19 protein-coding genes are annotated in these 25378 nt (G+C 67.1%); all 19 read left to right on the forward strand.

From position 1 onward, the window contains the following. Window positions 1–17 precede the first annotated feature (17 nt). The 19 genes from VAPA_RS01070 to VAPA_RS01160 all read left to right on the forward strand — a co-directional run bounded on the left by VAPA_RS01070 (window position 18) and on the right by VAPA_RS01160 (window position 25345). A complete protein-coding gene (locus VAPA_RS01070) occupies window positions 18–1943 on the forward strand; it encodes an ABC transporter permease (RefSeq protein ID WP_021004921.1) in 1926 nt (641 codons plus the stop codon). 166 nt (window positions 1944–2109) lie between these two features. Beyond that, window positions 2110–2913: an ABC transporter ATP-binding protein gene (locus tag VAPA_RS01075; protein ID WP_021004922.1), complete on the forward strand. Its 804-nt coding sequence runs from the start codon at window positions 2110–2112 to the stop codon at window positions 2911–2913. Next, window positions 2910–3644: an ABC transporter ATP-binding protein gene (locus VAPA_RS01080; RefSeq protein ID WP_021004923.1), complete on the forward strand. Its 735-nt coding sequence runs from the start codon at window positions 2910–2912 to the stop codon at window positions 3642–3644. The genes VAPA_RS01075 and VAPA_RS01080 overlap by 4 nt, the downstream gene beginning before the upstream one ends. Window positions 3645–3697: 53 nt before the next feature. Next, the gene (pncA, locus tag VAPA_RS01085; protein ID WP_021004924.1) at window positions 3698–4420 is read left to right on the forward strand and encodes a bifunctional nicotinamidase/pyrazinamidase; all 723 of its coding nucleotides are present in this window, start codon (window positions 3698–3700) and stop codon (window positions 4418–4420) included. A 61-nt stretch (window positions 4421–4481) separates the two neighbouring features. Beyond that, the gene (locus VAPA_RS01090; protein ID WP_021004925.1) at window positions 4482–5642 is read left to right on the forward strand and encodes an ABC transporter substrate-binding protein; all 1161 of its coding nucleotides are present in this window, start codon (window positions 4482–4484) and stop codon (window positions 5640–5642) included. Beyond that, window positions 5620–6120: a (2Fe-2S)-binding protein gene (locus tag VAPA_RS01095; protein WP_021004926.1), complete on the forward strand. Its 501-nt coding sequence runs from the start codon at window positions 5620–5622 to the stop codon at window positions 6118–6120. The genes VAPA_RS01090 and VAPA_RS01095 overlap by 23 nt, the downstream gene beginning before the upstream one ends. A gap of 46 nt (window positions 6121–6166) precedes the next feature. Then, complete coding sequence (locus VAPA_RS01100) at window positions 6167–9925, forward strand: molybdopterin cofactor-binding domain-containing protein (RefSeq protein ID WP_021004927.1); 3759 nt, start codon at window positions 6167–6169, stop codon at window positions 9923–9925. A 113-nt stretch (window positions 9926–10038) separates the two neighbouring features. Further along, on the forward strand, window positions 10039–11226 hold the full coding sequence (locus VAPA_RS01105; RefSeq protein WP_021004928.1) for a fumarylacetoacetate hydrolase family protein: 1188 nt from the start codon (window positions 10039–10041) through the stop codon (window positions 11224–11226). Window positions 11227–11358: 132 nt separating this feature from the next. After that, window positions 11359–12453, forward strand: a complete 1095-nt coding sequence (gene tssA / locus VAPA_RS01110) for a type VI secretion system protein TssA (RefSeq protein WP_041945966.1) — start codon at window positions 11359–11361, stop codon at window positions 12451–12453. A 73-nt stretch (window positions 12454–12526) separates the two neighbouring features. After that, window positions 12527–13096 (forward strand): type VI secretion system contractile sheath small subunit, encoded by a 570-nt coding sequence (gene tssB, locus VAPA_RS01115; RefSeq protein WP_021004930.1) that lies wholly within the window; start codon window positions 12527–12529, stop codon window positions 13094–13096. Between the two features lie 27 nt (window positions 13097–13123). Next, a complete protein-coding gene (gene tssC / locus VAPA_RS01120) occupies window positions 13124–14632 on the forward strand; it encodes a type VI secretion system contractile sheath large subunit (protein WP_021004931.1) in 1509 nt (502 codons plus the stop codon). 49 nt (window positions 14633–14681) lie between these two features. Next, window positions 14682–15164: an Hcp family type VI secretion system effector gene (locus tag VAPA_RS01125; RefSeq protein ID WP_021003707.1), complete on the forward strand. Its 483-nt coding sequence runs from the start codon at window positions 14682–14684 to the stop codon at window positions 15162–15164. A 106-nt stretch (window positions 15165–15270) separates the two neighbouring features. Continuing rightward, a complete protein-coding gene (locus VAPA_RS01130; RefSeq protein WP_021004932.1) occupies window positions 15271–16137 on the forward strand; it encodes a type VI secretion system accessory protein TagJ in 867 nt (288 codons plus the stop codon). Between the two features lie 29 nt (window positions 16138–16166). Next, a complete protein-coding gene (gene tssE, locus VAPA_RS01135) occupies window positions 16167–16694 on the forward strand; it encodes a type VI secretion system baseplate subunit TssE (protein WP_021004933.1) in 528 nt (175 codons plus the stop codon). After that, window positions 16695–18566, forward strand: coding sequence for a type VI secretion system baseplate subunit TssF (gene tssF / locus VAPA_RS01140; protein ID WP_021004934.1), 1872 nt, complete (start codon window positions 16695–16697; stop codon window positions 18564–18566). Beyond that, window positions 18563–19714: a type VI secretion system baseplate subunit TssG gene (gene tssG, locus VAPA_RS01145; RefSeq protein ID WP_021004935.1), complete on the forward strand. Its 1152-nt coding sequence runs from the start codon at window positions 18563–18565 to the stop codon at window positions 19712–19714. Before tssF ends, tssG begins: the two co-directional genes overlap by 4 nt. Next, a complete protein-coding gene (gene tssH, locus VAPA_RS01150) occupies window positions 19711–22467 on the forward strand; it encodes a type VI secretion system ATPase TssH (RefSeq protein WP_021004936.1) in 2757 nt (918 codons plus the stop codon). The genes tssG and tssH overlap by 4 nt, the downstream gene beginning before the upstream one ends. 83 nt (window positions 22468–22550) lie before the next feature. After that, window positions 22551–24872 carry a type VI secretion system Vgr family protein gene (locus tag VAPA_RS01155; protein ID WP_413470479.1) on the forward strand — a complete coding sequence of 774 codons (2322 nt, stop codon included), beginning with the start codon at window positions 22551–22553 and terminating at the stop codon, window positions 24870–24872. Then, on the forward strand, window positions 24872–25345 hold the full coding sequence (locus VAPA_RS01160; RefSeq protein ID WP_021004938.1) for a hypothetical protein: 474 nt from the start codon (window positions 24872–24874) through the stop codon (window positions 25343–25345). Before VAPA_RS01155 ends, VAPA_RS01160 begins: the two co-directional genes overlap by 1 nt. Window positions 25346–25378: the final 33 nt, after the last annotated feature.

The raw sequence follows: 25378 nt of genomic DNA on the forward strand, positions 1-25378 counted from the left end.
CCGGAACGCTTGCACCCATGAGCCTCTCGTCCCTGCTGCTTCAGTTCCTCACCGGGCTGTCGTCGGCTTCGTCGCTGTTCCTCGTGGGGGCCGGCCTTTCGTTGATCTTCGGCGTCACGCGCATCGTCAACTTTGCGCATGGCTCCTTCTTCATGGTGGGCATCTACCTCGCCTACACATTGGTCGAGAAGCTCGGCACGCTGGGCTTCTGGCCGGCCGTGCTGATCGCCGCGCTCGCGGTGGGCGTGATCGGCGCGCTGATCGAGATGGTGCTGCTGCGCCGCATCTACAAGTCGCCCGAGCTGTTCCAGCTGCTGGCCACTTTTGCACTGGTGCTCGTCATCAAGGATGCGGTGCTCTATGTCTGGGGGCCGGACGAACTGCTCGGCCCGCGCGCGCCGGGCCTGTCGGGCTCGGTCGACATCCTGGGCCGTCAGTTTCCGACCTACGACCTGTTCCTGATCGTCGTCGGTCCGGTGGTGCTCGGCCTCATGTGGCTGCTGCTCACACGCACCCGCTGGGGCACGCTGGTGCGCGCTGCCACGCAGGACCGCGAGATGGTCAGCGCACTGGGCGTGAACCAGGCCTGGCTGTTCACCGCCGTGTTCGCGCTGGGCGCCACGCTCGCGGCGCTGGGCGGTGCGCTGCAGCTGCCGCGCGAACCGGCCACGCTCGCGATGGACCTCAACACCATCGGTGCGGCCTTCGTGGTGGTGGTGGTGGGCGGCATGGGCTCGATTCCCGGTGCGTACGTGGCGGCGCTGCTGCTCTCCGAAATCAAGGCGGTCTGCATCTGGCTTGGCGTGGTCGAGATCTTCGGCTACAGCGTATCGTTCTCCAAGCTCACGCTGGTGGTCGATTTCATCGTGATGGCCATCGTGCTGGTGTGGCGCCCCTGGGGCCTGCTCGGCCGTCCGCAGGCGCCCAGCCGCTACGTGGGCATGCAGGAAGAGCCGCTGCGGCGCGCGAGCAAGGGCTACCTGTGGCTCGTCGCCGCGCTCGGGCTCGCGCTCATGGCGATGCCGCTGCTCACGGCCGATTCGCCCTACACCACGGTGCTGATGATCGACCTGCTGATCGCGGCGCTGTTCGCGGCCAGCCTGCACTTCATCATGGGCCCGGCCGGCATGCACTCGTTCGGCCATGCGGCCTACTTCGGGCTGGGTGCCTACGGTGCCGCGTTGCTGGTGCGTGCGAGCGGCATGCCGATGGAACTCGCGCTCATCGTCGCGCCGCTGGTCGCCGCCATCGGCGCTTTCGTCTACGGCTGGTTCGCGGTGCGGCTTTCGGGCGTGTACCTTGCGATGCTCACGCTGGCCTTCGCGCAGATCACCTGGGCCGTGGTCTACCAGTGGGATTCGTTCACCGGCGGCAGCAACGGGCTCACCGGCGTCTGGCCTTCGGAGTGGCTGTCGGACAAGCGCACCTATTACTGGCTCACGCTGGTGCTGGTGGCAGCGGGCATCCTGATGCTGCGCCGCGTGCTGTTCTCGCCGTTCGGCTATGCGCTGCGCGCGGGGCGCGATTCGGTGCTGCGGGCCGATGCCATCGGCATCGACGTCAAGCGCATGCAATGGACCGCTTTTGTCATCGCGGGGGCCGCGGCCGGACTGGCCGGGTCGCTCTACGCTTTTTCCAAGGGCAGCATCTCGCCTGAAAGCCTGAGTGTGGACAAGTCGGTCGATGGGCTGGTGATGGTGCTGCTGGGCGGTATCCAGACGCTGGCGGGGCCGGTGGTGGGCGCTGTCACGTTCAGCTGGCTGCATGACACGGTGGCGCGCAATACCGATTACTGGCGGGCCACTCTGGGGGCGATCATCTTGCTGTTGGTGCTGCTGTTTCCGCAGGGGATTGCCGGGTTTGCCAAGCAGTTGAGCGAGCGCTGGCTGCGCGGGCGTCGCCGTCCGGAGGTGGATGTTGGTTTGAAGGAGAAGCGGACGTGAAGGGCGGTTGTCTTCCATCGTTCGGGGGGCTTCTTTTTTCCCGAGGCCGGGATATCCGCCCGGCCTCGGGAAGCAATCACTCGGCACTGATCGAAAAATCTGCAGAGTTCGAAAGCCGCGAGCCCTCACCCCAACCCTCCCCCGGAGGGAGAGGGAGTAAAGCCAAATGACCCTTCTCAAAGTAGACAACCTGGGCAAATCCTTCGGCGGCGTCAAAGCCGTCGACGGCATCAGCTTCGAGCTGAAGGCCGGCGAGCTGCTGGCCCTCATCGGCCCGAACGGCGCCGGCAAGTCCACCACCTTCAACATGGTCAATGGCCAGCTCAAGGCCGACCAGGGTTCGATCGTGTTCGACGGCCACGAGCTCGTGGGCCAGAAGCCCCGCGAGATCTGGCGCAAGGGCGTGGGCCGCACCTTCCAGATCGCCGAAACCTTTGCGTCGCTCACCGTTGCCGAGAACGTGCAGATGGCGATGCTCTCCCACGACGGCAAGCTGTTCTCGATGTGGCGCCGCGCGGCGGACCACAAGCGCGACGAGGCGCTGGCGCTGCTCGACCAGGTCGGCATGAAGGCGCAGGCCGACCGGCCCTGCAGCGAGCTCGCCTACGGTGACGTCAAGCGCGTGGAGCTCGCGATCGCGATGGCCAATGCGCCCAAGCTGCTGCTGATGGACGAGCCCACTGCCGGCATGGCGCCGAAGGAACGCAATTCGCTGATGGCGCTGACCAAGGAACTCGTGGTCCAGCGCGGCCTGGCCGTGCTGTTCACCGAGCACAGCATGGACGTGGTGTTCGCCTACGCCGACCGCATGATCGTGCTGGCCCGCGGCCGCCTGATCGCGCAGGGCAAGCCGCTCGAGATCCGCGACCACCCGAAGGTGCAGGAGGTGTACTTCGGCAGCGGCAAGACCTTCGAGAAGATTGCAGAGAAAGCCGCCGAAGTGAACGCGGCAGTAGGAGCAGCGGCATGAGCACGCACGAAACACTGTTGAAGGCGAACTCGCTGTGCGCCTGGTATGGCGCCGCGCAGATCCTGTACGACGTCGATCTTGAAGTGCGGCGCGGCGAGGTCGTCGCGCTCATGGGGCGCAATGGCGCCGGCAAGTCGACCACGCTCAAGACGCTGATCGGCATGCTCGCCAAGCGCAAGGGCAACGTCAGCTTCCTCGGCCACGACATCTCGAAGAGCGAACCTCATCACGCGGCGAAGCTCGGCCTCGGTTTCGTGCCCGAAGACCGCCGCGTGTTCACCGATCTCACGGTGATGGAGAACCTCGAAGTCGGCAAGCAGCCGTCGCGCCGCTGGGCCGACGGCAGCGAGGCGCCGCTGTGGACGCCCGAGCGCCTGTTCAAGCTCTTTCCCAACCTGGGCGAAATGCCCGACCGCCCGGGCGGCCGCATGAGCGGCGGCGAGCAGCAGATGCTCACCGTGGCGCGCACGCTCATGGGCAACCCCTACCTGGTGCTGCTCGACGAGCCCTCCGAAGGCGTGGCACCGGTCATCGTCGAGCAGATGGCCAACATGATCCTGGAGCTCAAGGCGCAGGGCGTGAGCATCCTGCTGTCGGAGCAGAACATGCACTTCGCCGAACTGGTGTCCGATCGCGCCTACGTGCTCGAGAAGGGCCAGATCCGCTACCACGCCACCATGGCAGAGCTCGCGGCCAACGAAGAGGTGCGCCGTGCCTACCTGAGCGTCTAGCCGCACCGCGCGGCCCTCTTCTTCATTTCTCGTCAACCACCGGAGCACACGCCATGCACGACACGCACCGCAGATCCCTTCTGAAGTCCACGGCCGCACTGGGCCTGCTGGGCGCGGCCGGAACGCTGTTCGCGGCCCCGAAGCTCAAGCCGAACGACAAGTCCGCGCTGCTCGTCATCGACGTGCAGAACTGCTTCGTCGACGGCGGCACGCTGCCCGTCAAGGGCGGTGCCGAGGTGGTGCCTGTCATCAACCAGCTGGCCGATTCCTTCGAGAACATCGTGGTCACGCAAGACTGGCACACGCAAGGCCATGCGTCGTTCGCGAGCGCGCATGCCGGCCAGAAGCCGTTCAGCAGCATCAAGCTCTCCTACGGCAGCCAGGTGCTCTGGCCCGACCACTGCGTGCAGGGCACCGACGACGCGGCCCTGCACAAGGACCTGAAGCTGCCCACCGCGCAGGTCATCATCCGCAAGGGCTTCCACAAGGGCGTCGACAGCTATTCCGCCTTCGAGGAGGCCGACCGCAAGACCGCCACCGGCCTGGGCGGCTACCTCAAGCAGCGCGGCATCAAGACGGTCTACGTGGCCGGGCTGGCCACCGACTTCTGCGTGGCCTGGACTGCGCTCGACGCGCGCAAGGCCGGCTTCGAGGTCTACGTGATCGAGGACGCCACGCGCGCCATCGACCTCAACGGCTCGCTCGCCGCGGCATGGAAGCAGATGACGGCCAAGGGCGTCAAGCGCATCCAGTCCGCCGATATCCAGACGGCCTGAGCAAACCCGCACCGCATTCACTCCCGCCCGGCAACAACGACAACAGCGAGCTAGACAACGCATGACGATTCCGATTTCGAGGCGCGCACTGGTGGCGGGCGGCGCAGCCCTGGCGCTGGGCCCCGGCCTTCTTCGTTCCGCACGCGCGGACAACGGCGTGACCGACAGCCTCATCCGCATCGGCCAGTCGGCCGTGTTCAGCGGCCCGGCCAAGGACTTCGGCATCGACTACCGCGCGGGCATCAAGCTGTACTTCGATCGCGTCAACAAGTCGGGCGGCGTCAATGGCCGCAAGCTCGAACTCGTCAGCTACGACGATGCCTACGACCCCGCCAAGACGGCCGCCAACACGGCGAAGCTGATCGACGAGGACAAGGTCTTCGCGCTCGCGGGCTTCGTCGCCACCGGCAACCTCGCGGCCGCGATGCCGCTGGCCGAGAAAGCCGGTGTGCCGATGTTCGCGCCGCTGGTGGGCACCACCTCGTTCCGCACCAGGGTCAACCGCCTGCTGTTCCATGTGCGCGCGGGCTACGACCTCGAGCTGCGCAAGATCATCAGCCATCTCTCGACCATCGGCATCTCGTCGATCGCGGTGGTCTACCAGGACAGCGCCTTCGGCAAGTCGAATCTCGCCACCTGCGAGCAGCTGGCCGCCGACTACAAGGTGCAGGTCGTGAAGACGCTGCCGCTCGCCATTGCCGCCGAAGACGCCAGGCAGGTCGTCACCGGTCTGGCCGATGCCAAGCCCGGCGCGGTCTTGATGATCATGGCCGGGCGCATGGTGGAGGTCTTCATGCGCGACTACCGCGCCAACGGCGTGGGAGCGCCGCTCTACACGCTGTCGGTCGGCATCACCGACGCGGCCGGTTCGGCCAAGCGCCTCGAAGGCAAGCTCGCGGGGCTGGTCACGGCCAGCATCGTGCCGCCGCCGCAGGCCGTGCGCGTGCCCATCGTGGCCGACTACCAGCGCGACCGCGCCGAGTTCGGCGAGAAGATCGACAGCTACACCACCCTCGAGGGCTACATCGCATCGCGCGTGATGGTCGAAGGCCTGCGCCGCGCGGGCAAGACGCTCACGCGCGACGGCTTCATTGCCGGGCTCGAAGGCATCGGCAGCACGCGCTTCGGCGATTTTCCGGTCGACTACAGCGCGAAGAACCACAACGGCTCGACCTTCGTGGACCTGGAGATGTACACCCGTGACGGCCAGTTGCGGCGCTGAGCCGCTGCACCTGCAGGTCAACGGCAGGGCCTGCTCGATTCCGGGCGTGCCGCGCGAGGCCACGCTGCTGCACCTGCTGCGCAACGACCTCGGCCTGAACGGGCCCAAATATGGATGCGGCCTGGGGCAGTGCGGCGCCTGCACGGTGCATGTCGACGGCGTGGCGGCGCGGTCCTGCGTGATTCCCGCGCACGGCGTGGCGGGCCGCACCGTCACCACGCTCGAAGGCCTTGGCACGCGTGGGCGCTGGCATCCGGTGCAGGCCGCCTTCGAAGACGCGCAGGCCGCGCAGTGCGGCTACTGCCTCAACGGCATGGTCATGCAGGCCGCGGCGCTGCTTGCGCGCGATCCGCAGGCAAGCGAGGCGCGCATCCGCAGCGAACTCTCGGGCAACCTGTGCCGGTGTGGCACGCACATTGAAATTCTGGACGCGGTACAGCGCGCGGCGGTGCGTATGCGCGCGGAGACAAACCGATGAGCCGCCCGTCTTGCTCCCTCTCCCGGAGGGAGAGGGAGCAAAAACCATGACGCGCCGCGCCGATCTGCCGCGGACCCGCGCGGATTTCCTTGCCGCCGACGGCGTGCTGCTGGTCGTGCGCGAGACGCCGCTCGCGCCTGCGCCCGCCAATGGGCAGCCCGCTGCCGTGCCGGGCAACCCGCTCGAAGGCGACGAGATCCTGCTTGCCGTGTGGGACGACGGCAGCGCCTCGGCTCTCAACGGCCACGTCGACCTCGGCACCGGCATCCAGACCGCGCTGGCGCAGATCGTGGCCGAGGAACTCGAGCTCGGCATGCCGTGCGTGTGCATGATGCTCGGCGACACCGCGCGCGCGCCCAACCAGGGCGCGACGATCGCGAGCGCCTCGATCCAGATCCATGCGCAGCCGCTGCGCATGGCCGCCGCGCAGGCGCGCGCATGGCTGCTTGCGCGTGCGTCCGAGCGGCTCGGCGTTGCGGTGGAGGCGCTGCAGGTGCGCAACGGGGTGGTGCGCGTGGCCGAGGCGCCGGACCGCCGCATCAACTACGCGGACCTGGTGGCGGGGCAGCGCACCGTGCTGCGGCTCGACCCGCGTGCCCAACCCAAGGACCCCGCCGATTACCGCATCGTCGGCACGCGCCAGGCCCGCGTGGACATTCCGGCCAAGCTCGCGGGCGACCTCGTGTTTGTGCACGACATGCGCGTGCCCGGCATGCTGCACGGCCGCGTGGTGCGCCCGCCGTACGCGGGCGCAGACCATGGCGAGTTCATCGGCAACACGCTCGAATCGGTGGACGAATCGTCGATTGCGCACATCCCCGGCATCCGAGCGGTGGTCGTGATCCGCGACTTCGTCGGCATCGTGGCCGAGCGCGAAGAACATGCCGAGCAGGCGCTGCGCGAATTGCGCGTGGCATGGAAGGCCTGGCCCGGCATGCCGGATCTTTCCGACCTGGCGCAGGCCTTGCGCGACAACCCGTCGACGCAGCGCCTGCTGGTCAACGAAGGCGATGTCGATGGCGCGATCGCCGCGGCCGCGCAGCCGATGCATCGCACCTACGTGTGGCCCTACCAGATGCACGCGTCCATCGGCCCCTCGTGCGCGCTGGCCGACTGGCGCCCCGACGGCGGCATCGCCCTTCGCGTTTGGGCCGGCTCGCAGAACCCGCATGTGCTGCGTGCCGATCTCGCAAAGCTCATGGGCGTGGACGACGTGCAGGTCGACGTCGTCCGCATGGAAGCAGCGGGATGCTACGGCCGCAACGGCGCCGACGACGTGGCGGCCGATGCGGCGCTGCTCGCGCGCGCCGTGGGCGCGCCGGTGCGCGTGCAGCTCACGCGCGAGCAGGAGCATGCCTGGGAGCCCAAGGGCGCCGCGCAGCTCATGGAAGTGGATGGCGGCCTCATGGCCGATGGCCGCATCGCCGCCTACGACTTCGAAACTTCATACCCATCGAACGGCGCGCCCACGCTCGCGCTGCTGCTCACGCGCACCATCGAGCCGGTGGCGCAGGCCTTCGAGATGGGCGACCGCACGGCGCGCCCGCCCTACAGCGTCGACAACCTGCGCGTGAAGGTCAACGACATGGCGCCGATCGTGCGTGCCTCGTGGCTGCGCGGCGTGTCGGCGCTGCCGAGTTCCTTTGCGCACGAGTCGTACATCGACGAGCTGGCCACCGCGGCGGGCGTCGATCCGGTGCAGTTCCGCCTGCGCCACCTGAACGATCCGCGCGCCGTCGAACTGGTGCAAGCCACCGCGCAGAAGGCCGGCTGGCGCATGCGCACCGGTCCGCAGGAGAACGCCGACGGCGGGCTCGGTGAAGGAGGCGACATTCTCTTCGGCCAGGGCTTTGCTTACGCGCGCTACATCCACAGCAAATGGCCTGGCTTCGGCGCCGCGTGGGCCGCATGGGTGGCCGACGTCGAGGTCAACCGCAAGACCGGCGAAGTGCATGTGCGCCGCGTGGTGGTGGGGCACGACGCGGGGCTGCTGGTCAACCCGGCGGGCGTCGAGCACCAGGTGCACGGCAACGTGATCCAGACCACGAGCCGCGCGCTCAAGGAAGAGGTGCAGTTCGCGCCGCAGCAGGGCGCGGCAACGGCTGGTGCGCAGTTGCTGCCCGGCGTGCTGCCCTCGGGCGTGGTCGCGAGCCGCGAATGGGGCAGCTACCCGATCATCAACTTCCGCGACGTGCCGGTGATCGAGGTCATGCACATGCCGCGGCCCGGCGAACCGTCGCTCGGCGCGGGCGAGTCGTCGTCGGTGCCGGGAACGGCGGCGATCGCGAATGCGATCTTCGATGCGACGGGGGTGCGGTTCCGCGAGCCGCCGTTCACGCCGGAGAAGGTGCTGGCGGAGCTGAACCGGGGTTTGCTCCCTCCCCTTCCGGGGGAGGGCGGGGGTGGGGGCGAGCGGCGCTCGAATGGTGACGCTGCCGTGCCCCCATCCCAACCTTCCCCCGAAAGGGGAAGGAGCAAGACCGATGCGCCGTGGCCCGCGCGAAAAGGCCCCTGGGTCACCGGCGCCGCCCTGTTCATCGGCGGCATCGGCCTCATCGCCGGCCTGCTCGGCTGGCGCTCCGCCATCGCCCCGGTCTCGCTCAGCGCCCCGGTCTACAGCGAAGCCACCATCGAACGCGGCCGCGTGCTCGCCGCGCTCGGCGACTGCGCCGTGTGCCACACCGCACCGGGCGGCGCACCCAATGCCGGCGGCCGCGCGATGCAGACGCCCTTCGGCACGCTCTACACCACCAACCTCACGCCCGATGCCGACACGGGCCTGGGCCGCTGGTCGTTCAGCGCTTTCCAGCGTGCGATGCGCGAAGGCGTCTCGCGCGACGGCCACCATCTGTACCCGGCGTTCCCGTACACCGCCTTCGCCAAGACCGGCGACGACGACCTGCAGGCGCTCTACGCCTACTTCATGTCCATGCCCGCGGTGCGCGCCGAAACGCCGAAGGCCGAACTGAAGTTTCCGTTCAACATGCGGCCGCTGATGGCCGGATGGAACGCGCTCTTCCATGACCCAGCGCCCCTGCAGCCGGTGGCCGCGCAAAGCGCGGAATGGAACCGCGGCGCCTACCTCGTCAACGGCCTGGGCCATTGCGGCGCCTGCCACACGCCGCGCAACGCGCTCGGTGCGGAGCAGGGCGGCAGCGCCTTCCTGTCGGGCGCGATGGTCGATGGCTGGGAAGCGCCGGCGCTCACCGGCCTGTCGTCGAAATCGGCCGTGCCATGGGATGCCGACGAGCTCTATCGCTACCTGCGCCAGGGCCACACGCAGCGCCATGGCATGGCGGGCGGCCCGATGGCCGAGGTGGTGCGCGAACTCGCGCAGGTGCCCGATGCCGACGTGCGCGCGATGGCCACCTACCTCGCCTCATTCAATCCGGCGCCCGCGGCCGAGCCGCAGGCCGCGGCGCAACAAGCGGTCGACAACGCGGCACGCGCGCAGGGCCGGCTGCTCGGTCCCGCGCAGCGCATGTTCGACAGCGCCTGTGCGTCATGCCATCACGACGGCGACGGCCCCACGCTGCTCGGCGTGAACACGCCGCTCGCGCTCAACAGCAATCTCACGAGCGCGCGGCCCGACAACCTGCTGCGCACCATCCTCGATGGCGTGCGAGAACCCGCAAGCCGCGACATCGGCTTCATGCCGGCCTTTCGCGACACGCTCGACGACCGGCAGATTGCCGAACTCGCGGGCTACATGCGCGCGCGCTTCGCACCGCAGGAGCCGGCGTGGAAGAACCTGCCGGCCGAAGTGGCGCGCGTGCGCGCCGCGCGCGGCCACGGCGCCGAGTAGCGCCTTCCGGGTCTTTCGCGCCCGCTCGCGCAGCGGCAAGGGGCACATTCATTCAGAATGTCCGCTCCAAGAACCCAACCCAAGTGCCGAACCCAAGTGCCTCCGGAGACAACATGCCCCTGAATCTTTCCACCGCCACCAGCCTTCCGCGCGACGCCGAGCGCGCCACACTCGTCGGCCGCATCTGGCAGCCCGGCGTGGGCCCCGTACTCGTGGCGGTGCATGAGGGCGGGCTGCACGATCTCTCGCGGCTCGCGCCCACGATGAGCGACCTGCTCGAGGCGAAGGAGCCGCCCTCCGATGCGGTGCAGCGCGCACTGCGCGGCGGCCAGGCTCCGCGCGTCGCCTCGCTGGCCGAGGCCATCGCCAACAGCGACGCCACCGCGCGCGACGAAGCGAAGCCGTGGCTGCTCGCACCCTGCGACCTGCAGGCCATCAAGGCCAGCGGCGTGACATTTGTCGAAAGCCTGCTCGAGCGCGTGATCGAAGAGCAGGCGCGCGGCGACGCATCGCGCGCCGAGGCCACACGCGCGGCACTCAGCGGCGTGCTCGGCGACAACCTTGCGGGCATCGTGCCGGGCTCGGCCGAGGCCGCGAAGGTCAAGGAGGTGCTGATCTCGCAGGGCGCGTGGTCGCAGTACCTCGAGGTCGGCATCGGGCCCGACGCGGAGATCTTCACCAAGGCGCCGGTTCTCTCGGCCGTGGGCACGGGCGCCGATGTGGGCATCCATGCCGCATCCGTGTGGAACAACCCCGAGCCCGAGGTCGTGCTTGCGATCAACAGCCGCGGCGAAACGCTGGGCGCGGCGCTCGGCAACGACGTCAACCTGCGCGACTTCGAAGGCCGCAGCGCGCTGCTGCTCGGCAAGGCGAAGGACAACAACGCCTCCTGCGCGATCGGTCCGTTCATCCGCTTGTTCGATGCGCACTTCGGCATCGACGACGTGCGCCGCATCACGGTGGCGCTCGAAGTCACGGGCCCCGAAGGCTTCGTGCTCGAAGGCTCGAGTTCGCTTGCGAAGATCAGCCGCGATCCGCTCGACCTCGTCTCGCAGGCCGTCGGCGCGCACCACGACTATCCCGACGGCTTCATGTTGTTCCTGGGCACCATGTTCGCACCGACACAAGACCGTCATGGTCCTGGGCAAGGATTCACCCACGTCGTCGGCGATCGCGTGAGCATCGCCGCGCCGGAACTCGGCACCCTCGTGAACCGCGTGGTCCATTCGGACCAAGCGCCACGGTGGACTTTCGGGTTAAGTGCGCTGATGCGGAATCTGGCTGCGCGCGGACTGCTGTAAGCGTTCTTTCTACGGTTTAAAAGGAGTTGTACTCCTTTGTGATTCATAGACTGCACGTAGCAATCTGTTGCTGTTGACCGCGCCTCGCGTTCCCCTCAAGATAACCGGTCTTGAGAATGGTTTACACGGGAGATGGGGTTGCCGCCGAGCGAGATCGAACTACTGCAGTCGCCTGTTGAAGGCCCGCTTCCTTGCGGTGAAGACCTCGAATACGACCCTGATTTCATGGCGTTGCAGCAAGCTGCAACCGGAAAGCGGGAGCAGCAGTTCGGCTCGACCATCATTCCGGCCGAGCCGCCCGACTGGGCCCGTGTCGAGCGCATTGCCAAGCAGCTGTGCCAACGCACGCTCGACGTGCGCGTGCTGGTTCTGCTGACGCTGGCGTGGACCGAGAGCCGAGGATTGCCGGGCTACGTCGATGGCTTGCGCGTGGTGGACGGCATCCTGCAAAAGTTCTGGAACGACGTCCATCCGCGCGTTGTCGATGGCGATTTCGAAGACCCGCTGCCGCGCATGAATGCGCTGGCTGCATTGGCCGAAGCCGAGGGACTCGGACGCAGCGTGCGCGATGCGCGCCTGCTCGAGGATGCCGGCGTGTCGATGAGCCTGCGGCAGGTCGAGGCCTTGCTTGACTCGAGCAAGGCCGACCAGATCGATTACCCGGGTGGCATCGGCCGGCTGCGGGAGGTGGCGCGCCGCGCGCAGGAGAAGGCGGCGCCCCCGGTGATGGCATTGCATGCGGCAATCGAACTGCTGCGGCGCATTCGAGAGACTTCGGAGCGGGCCTTGGGACAAAGCTGGGCGCCCGATTTTTCCCGGCTCGAACGCTCGCTTCGCACCGTGGTCCAGTTGCTGCCGGAGCAGGCCCAGCCGGAGCCGGCCGAAGCACTGCAGCCGGCCGCGCAAGGGAATGGATCGGCGCAGGCCGCCCCTTCCGCGCGGGGCGCCGAGGGTGGTGTGGCAAACGGCGCCCCCGGACCGCGGGCGGCAAGCATTAAAGATATTGAAATATCGACTCGTGATGATGTGCAGGTCTTGTTGGAAAAGGCGTGCCAGTACATGGAACGCACGGAGCCCAGCCATCCGGCACCCATGCTCATCCGCAGAGCGCAAAGGCTGCTGGACCTCAACTTTTTCCAGATCATCGAAGAACTCGTTCCCGAGGGCCTGCAGAAGATAGAAAGCCTGGCCGGCCGTTCCCTGAGCGGTGGCTCCGCAGCGGAATGAGCGGCCGGCGCGAGAACGCGGGAACAGGCCGTCGGGGCTCGACCAATACGCATTGAGATTCAAGAGGAAGCTTATGGCAGACAACCGTGTCAGAAACAGTGGTCAGAAGTTCATCGCGCGAAATCGGGCACCCCGCGTGCAGATCGAGTACGACGTCGAGATCTACGGCAGCGAACGCAAGATCCAGCTGCCCTTCGTGATGGGCGTGATCGCCGATCTCGCGGGCAAGCAGGTCGACCCGATGCCCGACCTCGCGGATCGCGACTTCATGGCGGTGGACATCGACAACTTCGACGACCGCATGAAGTCGATCAAGCCGCGCGTGGCCTTCCAGGTGCCCAACACCCTCACGGGCGAAGGACAGATGAATGTCGACATCACCTTCGACAGCATGGACGACTTCTCGCCCGCGCGCATTGCCCGCCAGGTGGGCGCGCTGCAGCATCTGCTGGAAGCACGCACCGAGCTTTCCAACCTGCTGTCCTACATGGACGGCAAGAACGGCGCCGAGCAGCTGATTGCGCAGGCGCTGCAGAACCCGGAGCTGCTCAAGTCGCTGGCGTCCGCGCCCAATCCCGCCGTTGCCAAGGCGGTCGAGGCCGCGAACGAAAAGTCGGGCGCTCCCGGCACCCCTTCCGAGTAAGCCGAGCAAGCCGACAGGATCTCCATCATGAGCACCGCATCCAAACAGACAGCGCGCGGGCAGACCGCCACCATCGAAGCACTCGAGCCGAACGAGTTCTCCGACCTTCTGCAGCGCGAGTTCAAGCCCAAGACCGACCAGGCGCGCGAGGCGGTGCAGAGCGCCGTCAAAACCCTTGCGGTGCAGGCGCTTGAAAGCACCGTCACCATCTCGAACGACGCCTACCGCACCGTGCAGGCGATCATCACCGAGATCGACCGCAAGCTCTCCGAGCAGATCAACCAGATCCTCCATCACGAAGACTTCCAGCAGCTCGAAGGCGCATGGCGCGGCCTGCACTATCTGGTCAACAACACCGAGACCGACGAGCAGCTCAAGATCCGTGTGATGTGCGCCTCCAAGCGCGAAGTGGCGCGCTCGCTGAAGCGCCACAAGGGCATCGGCTGGGATCAGAGCCCGCTGTTCAAGAAGATCTACGAGCACGAGTACGGCCAGTTCGGCGGCGAGCCCTTCGGCGCGCTGATCGGCGACTTCCATTTCGATCACAGCCCGCCGGATGTGGAGATGCTCGGCGAAATGGCCAAGATCGCCGCGGCCGCGCACTGCCCCTTCATTGCCGGTGCATCGCCCACGGTGATGCAGATGGACTCGTGGCAGGAACTGTCGAACCCGCGCGACCTGACCAAGATCTTCCAGAACACCGAGCACACCGCATGGCGTTCGCTGCGCGAGTCGGAAGACGCGCGCTACATCGGCCTGGCCATGCCGCGTTTCCTGGCGCGCCTGCCCTATGGCGCGCGCACCAATCCGGTCGACGAGTTCGAGTTCGAGGAAGAAACCGACTCGGCCCTGCACAACCGCTACACCTGGGCCAACTCGGCCTATGCGATGGGCGTGAACATCAACCGCTCGTTCAAGCAGTACGGCTGGTGCACGTCCATTCGCGGCGTGGAGTCGGGCGGTGCGGTCGAGAACCTGCCCACCCACACCTTCCCGACGGACGATGGCGGCGTGGACATGAAGTGCCCCACCGAGATCGCCATCAGCGACCGGCGCGAGGCCGAACTCGCCAAGAACGGCTTCATGCCGCTGGTGCACCGCAAGAACTCCGATTTCGCGGCCTTCATCGGTGCGCAGTCGCTGCAGCAGCCGGCCGAGTACTACGACGCCGATGCCACGGCCAATGCCAACCTGGCGGCGCGCCTGCCGTACCTGTTCGCATGCTGCCGCTTCGCGCACTACCTGAAGTGCATCGTGCGCGACAAGATCGGTTCGTTCCGCGAGCGCGAGGACATGGAGCGCTGGCTCAACGACTGGATCATGAACTACGTGGACGGCAGCCCAGGCACGTCGTCCCAGGACACGAAGGCAATGAAGCCGCTGGCGGCGGCGGAAGTCCAGGTGGAAGCCATCGAGGACAACCCCGGCTACTACGCCGCCAAGTTTTTTCTCCGGCCGCACTATCAGCTCGAAGGGCTGACGGTGTCACTGCGGCTGGTTTCGAAGCTGCCATCCAACAAGAAGGACAGCAGCTAGTTCAACGGTGTCCCGCAATCGGGCATATATATAACTTTGGGGGTTAATCATGGCAGTAGACATGTTCATGCGCGTCGAGGGCGCGAACGGCGAATCCAAGGACTCGAACCACAAGGACTGGACGGATATCAAGTCGTTCGCATGGGGAGCCACGCAGCCTGGCAACATGGTCAGCGGCGGTGGGGGCGGTGTGGGCAAGGCGAGCTTCAACGACCTGCAGGTGCTCGCGCGCATCGACAAGGCGGCGCCGTCGGTGATGAAGAACTGCGCCAGCGGCAAGCACCTGAGCAAGGTGGAAGTGTCGTTGTGCAAGGCGGGTGGCTCGCAGATCGAATACACGCGCGTGACGCTGGAAGAAGTGCTGGTGACGTCGGTGCAGTACACGGCCGAGCAGAGCGGCGATGCGGTGCTGGTGCAGTTCGCGTTCCAGGCGGCGAAGGTGAAGCAGCAGTACTGGGAGCAGACCGACAAGGGCGGCAAGGGCGCCGAGACCGTGCTGGCCTGGAACATCAAGGAAAACCGGGAAGCCTGATTTCCCTTTTGCTTGTTTCCGACCGGCCCGCGCACGCCGCGGGCCGGTCGCCTGCAGATAGTTGTCGACGGCCCCCGGGCCGTGCGCGAGTCAATGAGGACGTTTCATGGGCGATGGGTTTGCAGTGCTGGGCGAGCGCTCGGTGGCCGAACACACCGAATGGGTGCAGCGGCAGATTCGCGCGAGTCCACAGAATGCCAGCCTGCGGCTTGCCCTGTGCCACTTTCTTGCGCTGCGGGGCGACTGGCAGCGGGCTGAAGACCAGCTCAAGCTGGCCGCGAAGATCGATCCTTCCTTCGCTCCTGCCAGTGCCACCTGCGCGATGGCGCTGGCCGCCGAGCGGCATCGAACCGAATTCTGGAACGGCGGCCGTGCGCCGGCCGTCATTGCCGGCCAGGCCGACTGGGTTGCGGGGCTGATCGCCGCCGCGGCGCTGCCGTTCGAGCAGGCCGCGGAAGCGGCCGACCTGCGCGAAGCCGCGCGGCAGGAGGCCCCCGCATTGCAGGGCACGCTGAGCTGCGTCGACCGGACGGATTCGCGGGCCGTGCAGGCCATCGACGGCGAGCCGGTGGAAACCGGCGAGTTCGCCTGGCTCTGCGATGGCGACGTGCGCATGGGCGCCGTGCTCGAACTCCTCACGCCTTCGGGCTATGCGTGGCTGCCGCTGCCGGCGGTGCGCCGTCTCAAGTTTTCCCGTCCGCAGCATCTGGTCGACCTGCTCTGGGCGCCGGCCGAGATCGAGCTGCATGACGGCCGCGGACTCAACGGCCTGGTGCCGGTGCGCTATCCCGGCGCGCTCGATGCGCTGGACGACGAAACAACCCTGGGCCGCCGCACCGACTGGCTGCCGCTGGCCGGCGAAGACCAGTATGCCGGCGTGGGCCAGCGCACGCTGATCAGCGAAGCCGGCGACCATTCGCTGCTCGATATCCGCCTCGTCGAGTTCGCGCCTGCCGAGAGTGCTGCGCAGTGAGTTCCGTCCTGCCAGCCAGCCGTCCGGCCATGGAGGCCGATGGCGACCAGCAAGAAAGCGTTGCACGCGACCGCCTGCAGCCGGTGCTGCTCGACCGCCTGACCGACAAGCAGCCGCAAAGCCGCCAGGAGCGCGCGGGTGCATTCCTGATGAGCGGAAAGCTGCTGCGCGACTCGGTGCTGCGCGATCTGCAATGGCTGCTCAACACCACCAATTTCGGTGCGGACCACACCATCAACGCCATGCCGCGCGCGCGGCGCTCGGTCGTGAACTACGGCGTGCGCGGCTGGGCCGGCGGACGCATGTCGGAGGTCAACTTCGCGGACGTCGAGGCCGCCATCCGCGCCGCGATCATCGACTTCGAGCCGCGCATCATGAAAGACAGTATCGACGTGCGCTGCGTCACCGACGCCTCCGACCTCGAGCACCACAACCTGCTCGCGCTCGAGATCCGCGGCACGCTGTGGTCGGTGCCCTACCCGATCGAATTCATCCTGCGCTCCGAGCTCGACCTCGAGAGCGGCCACATGGTCCTGCGCCCGACGGGAGGACTCTGAATGGACGCAAGGCTGCTCGACTACTACAACCGCGAGCTCACCTACATGCACGAGCTCGGTGCCGAGTTCGCGCAGCGCTACCCGAAGATCGCCGGGCGGCTGGGCATGCGCGGCATCGAGGTCAGCGACCCGTACGTGGAGCGCCTGCTCGAGGGCTTCAGCTTTCTCACGGCGCGCATCCAGCTCAAGATGGACGCGGAGTTTCCGCGCTTTTCGCAGCGGCTGCTCGAGGTGGTGTACCCCAACTTCCTCGCGCCGCTGCCCGCCATGGCCGTGGTGCAGATCGACGGCAACCTCAATGAAGGCTCGCTGAAGGCCGGCTACGAACTGCCGCGCCACACGATCATGCGCGGGCGCATGATCAAGGGCGAGCAGACGGCCTGCGAATTCCGCACCGGCCACGAGGTCACGCTGTGGCCCATCAGGATCGCGGATGCGGGCATCGGACCCGTGCCTGCAGAGATCGCGCATGCGATGCCCGCGGTGGCCCAGCGGGCCAAGAGCGCGATCACCATCAAGCTCGAAGCCGTGGGCGGCACCACCTTCGCCGAGCTGCCGATCGACCGGCTCGAGTTCTTTCTTTCGGGCGCGGAGCTGCACGCGCTGCGCGTGCTCGAACTCGCGGTGCACCACAGCATCGGCACCGTATGCCGCAGCGGCCCGGGCAGCAAGGCGCGGATCGTTCCGCTCGGCGACGAAGCCATTCGCCACGAGGGCTTCGATCCCGAGCAGGCGCTGCTGCCTTATGACGCGCGCTCGTTCCAGGGCTACCGGCTGCTGCACGAGTACTTCGCCTTCCCCGACCGCTACCTGTTCTTCAGCGTGAAGAACCTGCGCGCGGCGGCCTCCGCCATGGGCGGCACCACGATGGAAATCGTGATCCTGCTCGACCGCGCCGACGGCGACCTGGAGCGGCTGGTCGACGCCAAGCACTTCTCGCTGTTCTGCACGCCCATCATCAACCTGGTGCCGCGCCGCAGCGACCGCATTCCGGTGGGCCCCGGGCAGCACGAGCACCATGCGGTGATCGACCGCACGCGTCCGCGCGACTTCGAGATCTTCACCGTCGAGCGCGTCACGGGCCACATGGCGAGCGGCTCGGAAGAGCGCGAGTTCAGGCCCTTCCTGGGTTCGTTCGCCGCCGACGACGGCGACTTCGGCGCGTACTTCTCGCTGCGCCGCGAGCCGCGCCTGGTGTCCGACCGTGCACGCGCGCAAGGCACCCGCACCAGCTACACCGGCAGCGAGGTGTACGTGTCGCTCGTCGACCAGCACGACGCGCCCTTTCCGCACAGCCTGCGCCACATCACGATCGACGCGCTGTGCACCAACCGCGACCTGCCGCTGCTGCTGCCGACCGGGCTGGAGTCGGACTTCTCGCTGCGCGTGTCGGCGCCGGTGCGCGGCATCCGCATCCTGCGCGGGCCGTCGCGGCCCTATCCCGCGCTGGCCGAAGGCGCGCTGACCTGGCGCCTGATCAGCCACCTGGGCCTCAACTACCTGAGCCTGACCGACATCGACGCCACGCAGGGCGCGGCCGCATTGCGCGAGATGCTCGATCTCTACGGCAACCTGGCCGACCCCGCGGTGCGCCGCCAGATCCAGGGCGTGCGCTCGATGGCGCTGGCGCCGGTGTTCCGCCGCCTGCCCGAGCCGGGACCGATCGTCTTCGGGCGCGGGGTGGAAATCGCGCTGAAGATCGACGAAGTGGCCTTCTCGGGAGCGAGCCCTTATCTTTTCGGCGCCGTGCTGGAGCAGTTCTTCAGCCGGCACGTGTCGCTCAACGCGTTCACCGAGTTCGCGCTCTCCAGTCTGCAGCGCGGCGAGATCGCGCGCTGGACGCCGCGCATCGGACGCCGCCCAGCCGTATGAGCATGAGCACAGCCGACCTCGCCGACGATTCGCAGCAGGCGCCGCCGATCGCGCCCGAGGATGCTGCGGCACGCGCGCCGCGGCGCGGCGCTCCCGAGGCCGATCCGGTCCTGTGGGCCGGCCTGGTCGACCAGCCTTTCGAGCACGACCTGTTCATGCTGCTGCGCCGCCTCGACGCACACGGCGGCCACCCCCTGCTGGGCCGCGCACCGCGCCCGCTCGACGAGCCGTTGCGCCTGGGGCAGGAGCCTTCGATGGCCTTTGCGCCGTCGAACGTCTCGGGTGTCGATGTCGACGGCGATGGCCCGCCGCGCATCTCGATCTACGGCTTCGGCCTGTTCGGCCCCAACGGGCCGCTGCCACTGCACCTGACCGAGTACGCGCGCGAACGCAAGCGCCACCACAGCGACAACACGCTCAGCGCCTTCGCCGACCTGTTCCACCACCGGCTCATCCTGCTGTTCTACCGGGCCTGGGCCGATGCGCAGTCGGTCAACAGCCTGGACCGCCCCGACGGCCACCGCTTCGTCGACTATGTGGCGAGCCTCATGAACATGGGGCAGCCGGGGCTCAAGGAACGCGACCGCATTGCCGACCATGCGCGCACCTTCATGGCCGGGCACCTCGTGCGCCAGACGCGCAACCCCGAGGGCCTGATCCAGATCCTCCGGCTGTACTTCGACGTGCCCGTGCGCGTCGAGGAGTTCGTGAGCGACTGGGTGATGCTCGACGAGCGGCAGGTCAGCCGCATCGGCACTTCCGGGCGCAACCAGAAGCTGGGCGCCGGCGCCACCATCGGCCTGGCGGTGCGCGATGCGCAGGGCAAGTTCCGCCTGGAGCTGGGACCGCTCTCGCAGAACGAGTTTCGCGACTTCCTGCCGGGCAGCAAGCGCCTGCAGCAGGTGGTCGACTGGGTGCGCCAGTACGTGGGCATCGAGTTTGCCTGGGAGCTGCGCCTCGTGCTCAAGAAGCAGGAAGCCCTCGGCATGCAGCTGGGCAGCGACCAGCGCCTGGGCTGGGGAAGCTGGCTCGGCACGCGCCTCTCGCCCACCGACGCCGGCGACATGCTGTTCCAGCCCGAAGCCCTGTATTCCCGTTCCGCTTCGGCTGCTTCCGTGGCGGCCGAAGCCTCTTCCATGGCCTTATGACCGATATCCGCCGCGTCTCCCTTTTCTCCAAGCTGAATCCGATGCTCTACAAGGCATTGGAGACCGCCACCGCATTCGCCAAGCTGCGCGGCAACGCCTACGTGGAGCTGGTGCACTGGCTGCACCAGATCCTGCAACTGCAGGACAGCGACCTGCTGCGCATCGTCAAGCGCGCCGGCCTCAACCTCGATGCGGTCGAGCAGGACCTCGTGCGCGCGCTCGACCGACTGCCGCACGGCGCCACGTCGATCAGCGACATTTCGGAGCACGTCGACAACGCCGTCGAGCGCGCCTGGGTCTATGCGAGCCTGCGCTTCGAGGCCACATCGATCCGCGGTGCCTACCTGCTCGCGGGCATCGTCAAGACCCCGGGGCTGCGCCAGGTGCTCTCGGGCATCTCGCGCGAGTTCGACAAGATCGTGCCCGACGTTCTCATTGCCCAGCTTCCCGCATGGACCGAGGGCTCGCCCGAGGACGACTTCGACGCTGCGGCCGCGCCGGGGCAAGCCGCCGCAGCAGTGTCCCACCAGGGCGAGGGCGCTGCCGCGGGCGGCTCTGCGCTGGCCAAGTACGCGAGCGACCTCACGGCCAAGGCGCGTGCGGGCGAGCTCGATCCGGTCTACGGCCGCGACGACGAGATCCGCCAGATCATCGACATCCTCATGCGCCGGCGGCAGAACAATCCGCTGCTCACCGGCGAAGCGGGCGTGGGCAAGACGGCCGTGGTCGAAGGGCTGGCCTCGCGGCTCGCGGCGGGCGACGTGCCGCCCTCGCTCAAGGATGTGTCGCTCTGGGTGCTCGACCCCACGCTGCTGCAGGCCGGCGCGGGCGTGAAGGGTGAGTTCGAGCAGCGGCTGCGCCAGGTGATCGACGAGGTCGAGAAGAGCCCCAGGCCCATCGTGCTGTTCGTCGACGAGGTGCACACGCTGGTCGGCGCGGGCGGCACGGCCGGCACCGGCGATGCGGCCAACCTGCTGAAGCCGGCGCTCGCGCGCGGGCGGCTGCGCACCATCGGCGCCACCACCTGGTCCGAGTACAAGAAGTACATCGAAAAGGACCCGGCGCTCACGCGGCGCTTCCAGACCATCCAGGTGCACGAGCCCACCGAGTCCAAGGCCGTGGTCATGCTGCGCGGCATTTCGGCCGAGCTGGAGAAGCATCACGGCGTGCTCATTCTCGATGCCGCGCTCGAAGCGGCCGTGAGCCTGTCGCACCGCTACATTCCCGCGCGCCAGCTGCCCGACAAGGCCGTGAGCCTGCTCGACACCGCTTGCGCGCGCGTGGCCCTGAGCCAGCATGCGCTGCCCGCCGCGATCGAAGACCTGCAGCGCCGCATCGAGGTGCTGGGCATCGAGTCGGGCATTGCCGGGCGCGAGGCGGCGATCGGCGTCGGCGAGCACCAGCGCGTGGAGGACATTGCGGCCCAGGTGGCCGTGGCGCGGGCCGAGCTCGACCTGCTCGAGAAGCGGCGCGTGGAAGAAAGCGTGCTCGTCGAGCGCATCGTGGCACTGCGCAAGCTGCTGTCGCCCGACGCGGTGCCGGTGCGGGCCGAGGCGCAGCCGGATGACGAGGCCGAGGAGGAGGGCGATGCCGAGGAGGAGGGCGATGCCGAGGCACCGGCCCGGGCCGAGGCCGTTCTGTCCGAGCCCGAGCGAACGCCCGAAGAGATCCGCGCCGAACTCGACCAGGCGCAGGACCGGCTCGTGCAGCTGCAGGGCGAATCCCCGCTCATCCTGGCGGCCGTCGACGCGCAGGCCATTGCCACCGTGGTGGCCGACTGGACCGGCATTCCGATCGGCCGCATGGTGCGCGACGACGCGCAGTCGGTGCTGCGCCTCGGCGAGATCCTCTCGGCCCGCGTCGTCGCGCAGCCCGATGCGCTGGAGACCATCTCGCGGCGCATCCGCACCGCCCGCGCGCGGCTCGACAATCCGAACAAGCCCGTCGGCGTGTTCCTGCTGTGCGGCCCCTCGGGCGTGGGCAAGACCGAGACCGCGCTGGCGCTGTCCGAAGCGCTGTACGGCGGCGAGCAGAACCTCGTCACCATCAACATGAGCGAGTTCCAGGAGTCGCACACCGTCTCCACGCTCAAGGGCGCGCCGCCGGGCTACGTGGGCTACGGCGAAGGCGGCGTGCTCACCGAGGCCGTGCGCCGGCGTCCGTACAGCGTGGTGCTGCTCGACGAAATCGAGAAGGCCCACCCCGATGTGCACGAGATCTTCTTCCAGGTGTTCGACAAGGGCTGGATGGAAGACGGCGAGGGCCGCCACATCGATTTCCGCAACACCGTGATCATCATGACCTCCAACGTCGGCACCGACCTGGTCATGCAGCTGTGCGAAGACCCGACCCTGCGCCCCGACCCGGAGCCCTTGGCGGCCGCATTGCGCGAACCGCTGCTCAAGGTGTTCGCGCCGGCGCTGCTGGGCCGGCTGGTTGTAGTGCCTTATTACCCGTTGCAAGCCGATGCGTTGCACCGCATCATTCGCCTTCAGCTCGACCGTATTGCCGCGCGCCTCGATGCAAACCATGGCATTGCCCTGGACTACAACGACAGCGCCGTCGAACTGGTGGCGCGCCGGTGCACCGCCATCGAGTCGGGCGGACGGATGATCGATGCGATCCTCACGCACACCATCCTTCCGCGGTTGAGCGAAGAAGTCATCGGTGCCACGGTCAGTGCGCGCAAGCTCGCCGGCGTGCGGTTGAGCGCGGCGAACGACGATTTCCACTACGAATTTTCTGAACGCTGAGCGAAGAAGGGGAGCAAGCCATGCCCAACAGAGTCGTCAAAGCCCACACGCCGCTGGGAGAAGACCAGCTTCTGTTCCGCTCGATGCACGGCACCGAGGGGTTGTCGCAGCTGTTCGAGTTCGAGGTCGACCTGTTGAGCCCGAGCGTGTCGCTCGACATGAAGTCGGTGCTGGGCAAGCCGCTCTCGCTCGAGATACAGACGGCGGGCGAACCTCGTTTCCTGAATGGGCAGATCGTTCGCTTCACGATGGTCGGCAAGGAAGGGGGCTCGTCGCGCTACGTGCTGTACCGCGCCACTGTGCGGCCCTGGCTCTGGTATCTGACGCGCACCAGCGACTGCAAGATCTTCCAGAACAAGTCGGTCGTCGACATCCTCCAGGAAGTGTTCGCCGACTACAACTTCGCGTTCGAGAAGAAGCTCAGCGGAACCTACCGCCAGTGGGAGTACTGCGTGCAGTACCAGGAGACCGACTTCGCCTTCGTGAGCCGGTTGATGGAGCATGAAGGCATCTACTACTACTTCAAGCACGAGAAGGGCGAGCACACGCTGGTGCTTGCCGACGACATCGGCGCCCACGAAACCCTGCCGGGCTATCCGAAGATCAGCTATCTTGCGGCCGACCGCAACCCGGACCCGTTCCAGGAGGTAATCGACCAGTGGCAGGTGACCGAGGAAATCCGCCCCGGCACCTATGTGGTGGACGACTACGATTTCAAGAAGTCGAAGGCCGACCTCATGGGCATGCGCAGCCAGCCGCGCGGGAATCCTCACGACACCTACGAGATCTACGAATGGCTGGGCGGCTTCAGCGAGGCCGAGCAGGGCGAGCACTACTCGCGCATCCGGCTCGAAGAGGCGCAATCGCAGGCCGAGCGCGACGTCGGCCACTCCAGCGTGCGTGGCATGGCGCCGGGCTACCGCTTCACGATGCAGAACTGCCCGCGGCAGGACGACAACCGCGAATACCTGATCGTGTCGGTGTCCTATGCGCTGCGCGAAGGCGGGTATGAGAGCGGTGCGGCCGAAAGCCACTACAGCTTCAGCTTCGCGGTGCAGCCGACCTCGTACGCATTCCGTCCGCCGCGCGTCACGCCGATGACCCGGACCAACGGGCCGCAGACCGCGACGGTGGTGGGCAGGGCAGGCCAGGAGTACTGGGTCGACCAATACGGCCGCGTGAAGGTGCAGTTCCGCTGGGACCGCTACGGCAAGAGCGACGAGAACAGCTCATGCTGGGTGCGCGTTTCCAGCGCCTGGGCCGGCTCGAACTACGGCGCCGTCAATCATCCGCGCAAGGGCCAGGAAGTGATCGTCGATTTCATCGGCGGCCATCCCGACCGGCCCATCATCATCGGCCGCGTCTACAACTCCGACCAGATGCCGCCGCTGGAACTGCCCGCGAAGGTTACCGTGAGCGGCTTCGTGAGCCGCAGCCAGGACGGCACGCCGGCGAATGCCAACGAGTTCATTCTGGACGATGCGCCGGGCTGCGAACTGGTCCGGATTCATGCCGAGAAGGATTTCGAGCTCGATGTGGAAGCGGACGAGCGCGACACCATCGCCGGCGATCGCACCACGGTGATCGAGGGCGCCGACGACTACACCACCAACACCTCGCTCACCGAGACGATCAACGGCCCGCATACCGTGACGGTCAACGAGGGGGGACCGCAGAACATCACCGTCAATGGCGGTCCGCAGAACGTCAAGATCAAAGGTGGCAACCAAGATGTCTACGTCGATGGCGACCAGATCATTCACGTGACCGGCAGTCGCACAGACACGGTGGACAGCGGCGAGACCCGGACGATAACTGGTGGTTTGACCGAAGATATAACGGGACGTCAGAAAACGACGATTTCCGCAGCATATGAAGAAACCTCAGGAACCAAGAATGTTTCGGTCAGCAAGGGAAACGAAAACTATTGGGTGAGTGGAGACAGCGTTCGGATTGTTGGAGGCGCGTCAAATCTGTATTCGGTCGGGACGGTTCAGGTCGACACCGTCGGCGGCATAAATCTCTTTGCGAACTCAGGCGACGTCAACATAACGACGCCGGATCAGTTCAACGTGCACGCGAACGTCATCAGCCTGACTTCGGACCACAAGGACATCAGTTACACGAATTCGCTGAAGACCCATGCCGGCAGCACGATCACCACCATCGCGGACCTGTCCATCACGTCGATGACGCCGTTTGCAAATTCGCTGGCTTGGGCGAATTCATTTACCTTCGCACCGCTGTCGGAGACCGTCAACGCGGCGAGCACCAACATCGGCGGCGCCAGTGCCGACATCAAAGCCTTCCGCTGGTCGAACCGAGCTTTCAACCAAAAACAGGAATCCCAGGTCTCGATCGGTCCAATCTACGTGGACATCAAGATTCTGGTGCTCTTTCCGTGATGGCCGCGACCGCCCCGAACGGCCGCTGGCCGCGTGCACTCGGACTCGTGGCGGTGGCTGCAGGCCTGCTGCCGATGCTGCTGCTCGCGGGAGCGATGCCGGTCTGGGCAATGCTGGCGTGCGTGGTATTGCTGTTCGCGGGCTCGGCGTTGCTGTGCGGCGCATGGGAGTTCCTGAGGATCCGGCGGCGCGAAGCGCGCAGCCGCGGCTTCGACGCGCAGTCGCACGGCGTCATCGTCGCCAGCGAGATCGGCAATGCCTACAGCGACACCAGTCCGCTCATGAATCTGACGGTGCTCTTCAAGGACCAGCGTGGCGTCGAGCAGCGGGCGTTGGTGCAGAAGGTCGTGATGCTGAACGAACTGGCGTTGTATGCGGTGGGGCAGCCGGTGCTCGTGCGCTTCGCCTCCACGTCGCCCACCGCCGACCTTGTGATCGCGCCGCTGGTCGCGTCGGCCCGTTTCTCTCTCTGAATCCGCGTCGGCCTCCGCGCACCACACGTTCCC

Source organism: Variovorax paradoxus B4 (assembly GCF_000463015.1).
Lineage (GTDB): Bacteria > Pseudomonadota > Gammaproteobacteria > Burkholderiales > Burkholderiaceae_C > Variovorax > Variovorax paradoxus_E.

What these genes read in the sequence shown, in the direction of transcription:
- tssH (WP_021004936.1), top strand. Translation starts at nt 19,711, where the DNA reads ATGACCGATATCCGCCGCGTCTCCCTTTTCTCCAAGCTGAATCCGATG.
- tssF (WP_021004934.1), top strand. Translation starts at nt 16,695, where the DNA reads ATGGACGCAAGGCTGCTCGACTACTACAACCGCGAGCTCACCTACATG.
- VAPA_RS01070 (WP_021004921.1), top strand. Translation starts at nt 18, where the DNA reads ATGAGCCTCTCGTCCCTGCTGCTTCAGTTCCTCACCGGGCTGTCGTCG.
- tssE (WP_021004933.1), top strand. Translation starts at nt 16,167, where the DNA reads ATGGAGGCCGATGGCGACCAGCAAGAAAGCGTTGCACGCGACCGCCTG.
- tssC (WP_021004931.1), top strand. Translation starts at nt 13,124, where the DNA reads ATGAGCACCGCATCCAAACAGACAGCGCGCGGGCAGACCGCCACCATC.
- tssB (WP_021004930.1), top strand. Translation starts at nt 12,527, where the DNA reads ATGGCAGACAACCGTGTCAGAAACAGTGGTCAGAAGTTCATCGCGCGA.
- VAPA_RS01090 (WP_021004925.1), top strand. Translation starts at nt 4,482, where the DNA reads ATGACGATTCCGATTTCGAGGCGCGCACTGGTGGCGGGCGGCGCAGCC.
- VAPA_RS01155 (WP_413470479.1), top strand. Translation starts at nt 22,551, where the DNA reads ATGCACGGCACCGAGGGGTTGTCGCAGCTGTTCGAGTTCGAGGTCGAC.
- VAPA_RS01075 (WP_021004922.1), top strand. Translation starts at nt 2,110, where the DNA reads ATGACCCTTCTCAAAGTAGACAACCTGGGCAAATCCTTCGGCGGCGTC.
- tssG (WP_021004935.1), top strand. Translation starts at nt 18,563, where the DNA reads ATGAGCATGAGCACAGCCGACCTCGCCGACGATTCGCAGCAGGCGCCG.
- VAPA_RS01080 (WP_021004923.1), top strand. Translation starts at nt 2,910, where the DNA reads ATGAGCACGCACGAAACACTGTTGAAGGCGAACTCGCTGTGCGCCTGG.
- tssA (WP_041945966.1), top strand. Translation starts at nt 11,359, where the DNA reads ATGGGGTTGCCGCCGAGCGAGATCGAACTACTGCAGTCGCCTGTTGAA.
- VAPA_RS01160 (WP_021004938.1), top strand. Translation starts at nt 24,872, where the DNA reads ATGGCCGCGACCGCCCCGAACGGCCGCTGGCCGCGTGCACTCGGACTC.
- VAPA_RS01130 (WP_021004932.1), top strand. Translation starts at nt 15,271, where the DNA reads ATGGGCGATGGGTTTGCAGTGCTGGGCGAGCGCTCGGTGGCCGAACAC.
- pncA (WP_021004924.1), top strand. Translation starts at nt 3,698, where the DNA reads ATGCACGACACGCACCGCAGATCCCTTCTGAAGTCCACGGCCGCACTG.
- VAPA_RS01105 (WP_021004928.1), top strand. Translation starts at nt 10,039, where the DNA reads ATGCCCCTGAATCTTTCCACCGCCACCAGCCTTCCGCGCGACGCCGAG.
- VAPA_RS01100 (WP_021004927.1), top strand. Translation starts at nt 6,167, where the DNA reads ATGACGCGCCGCGCCGATCTGCCGCGGACCCGCGCGGATTTCCTTGCC.
- VAPA_RS01125 (WP_021003707.1), top strand. Translation starts at nt 14,682, where the DNA reads ATGGCAGTAGACATGTTCATGCGCGTCGAGGGCGCGAACGGCGAATCC.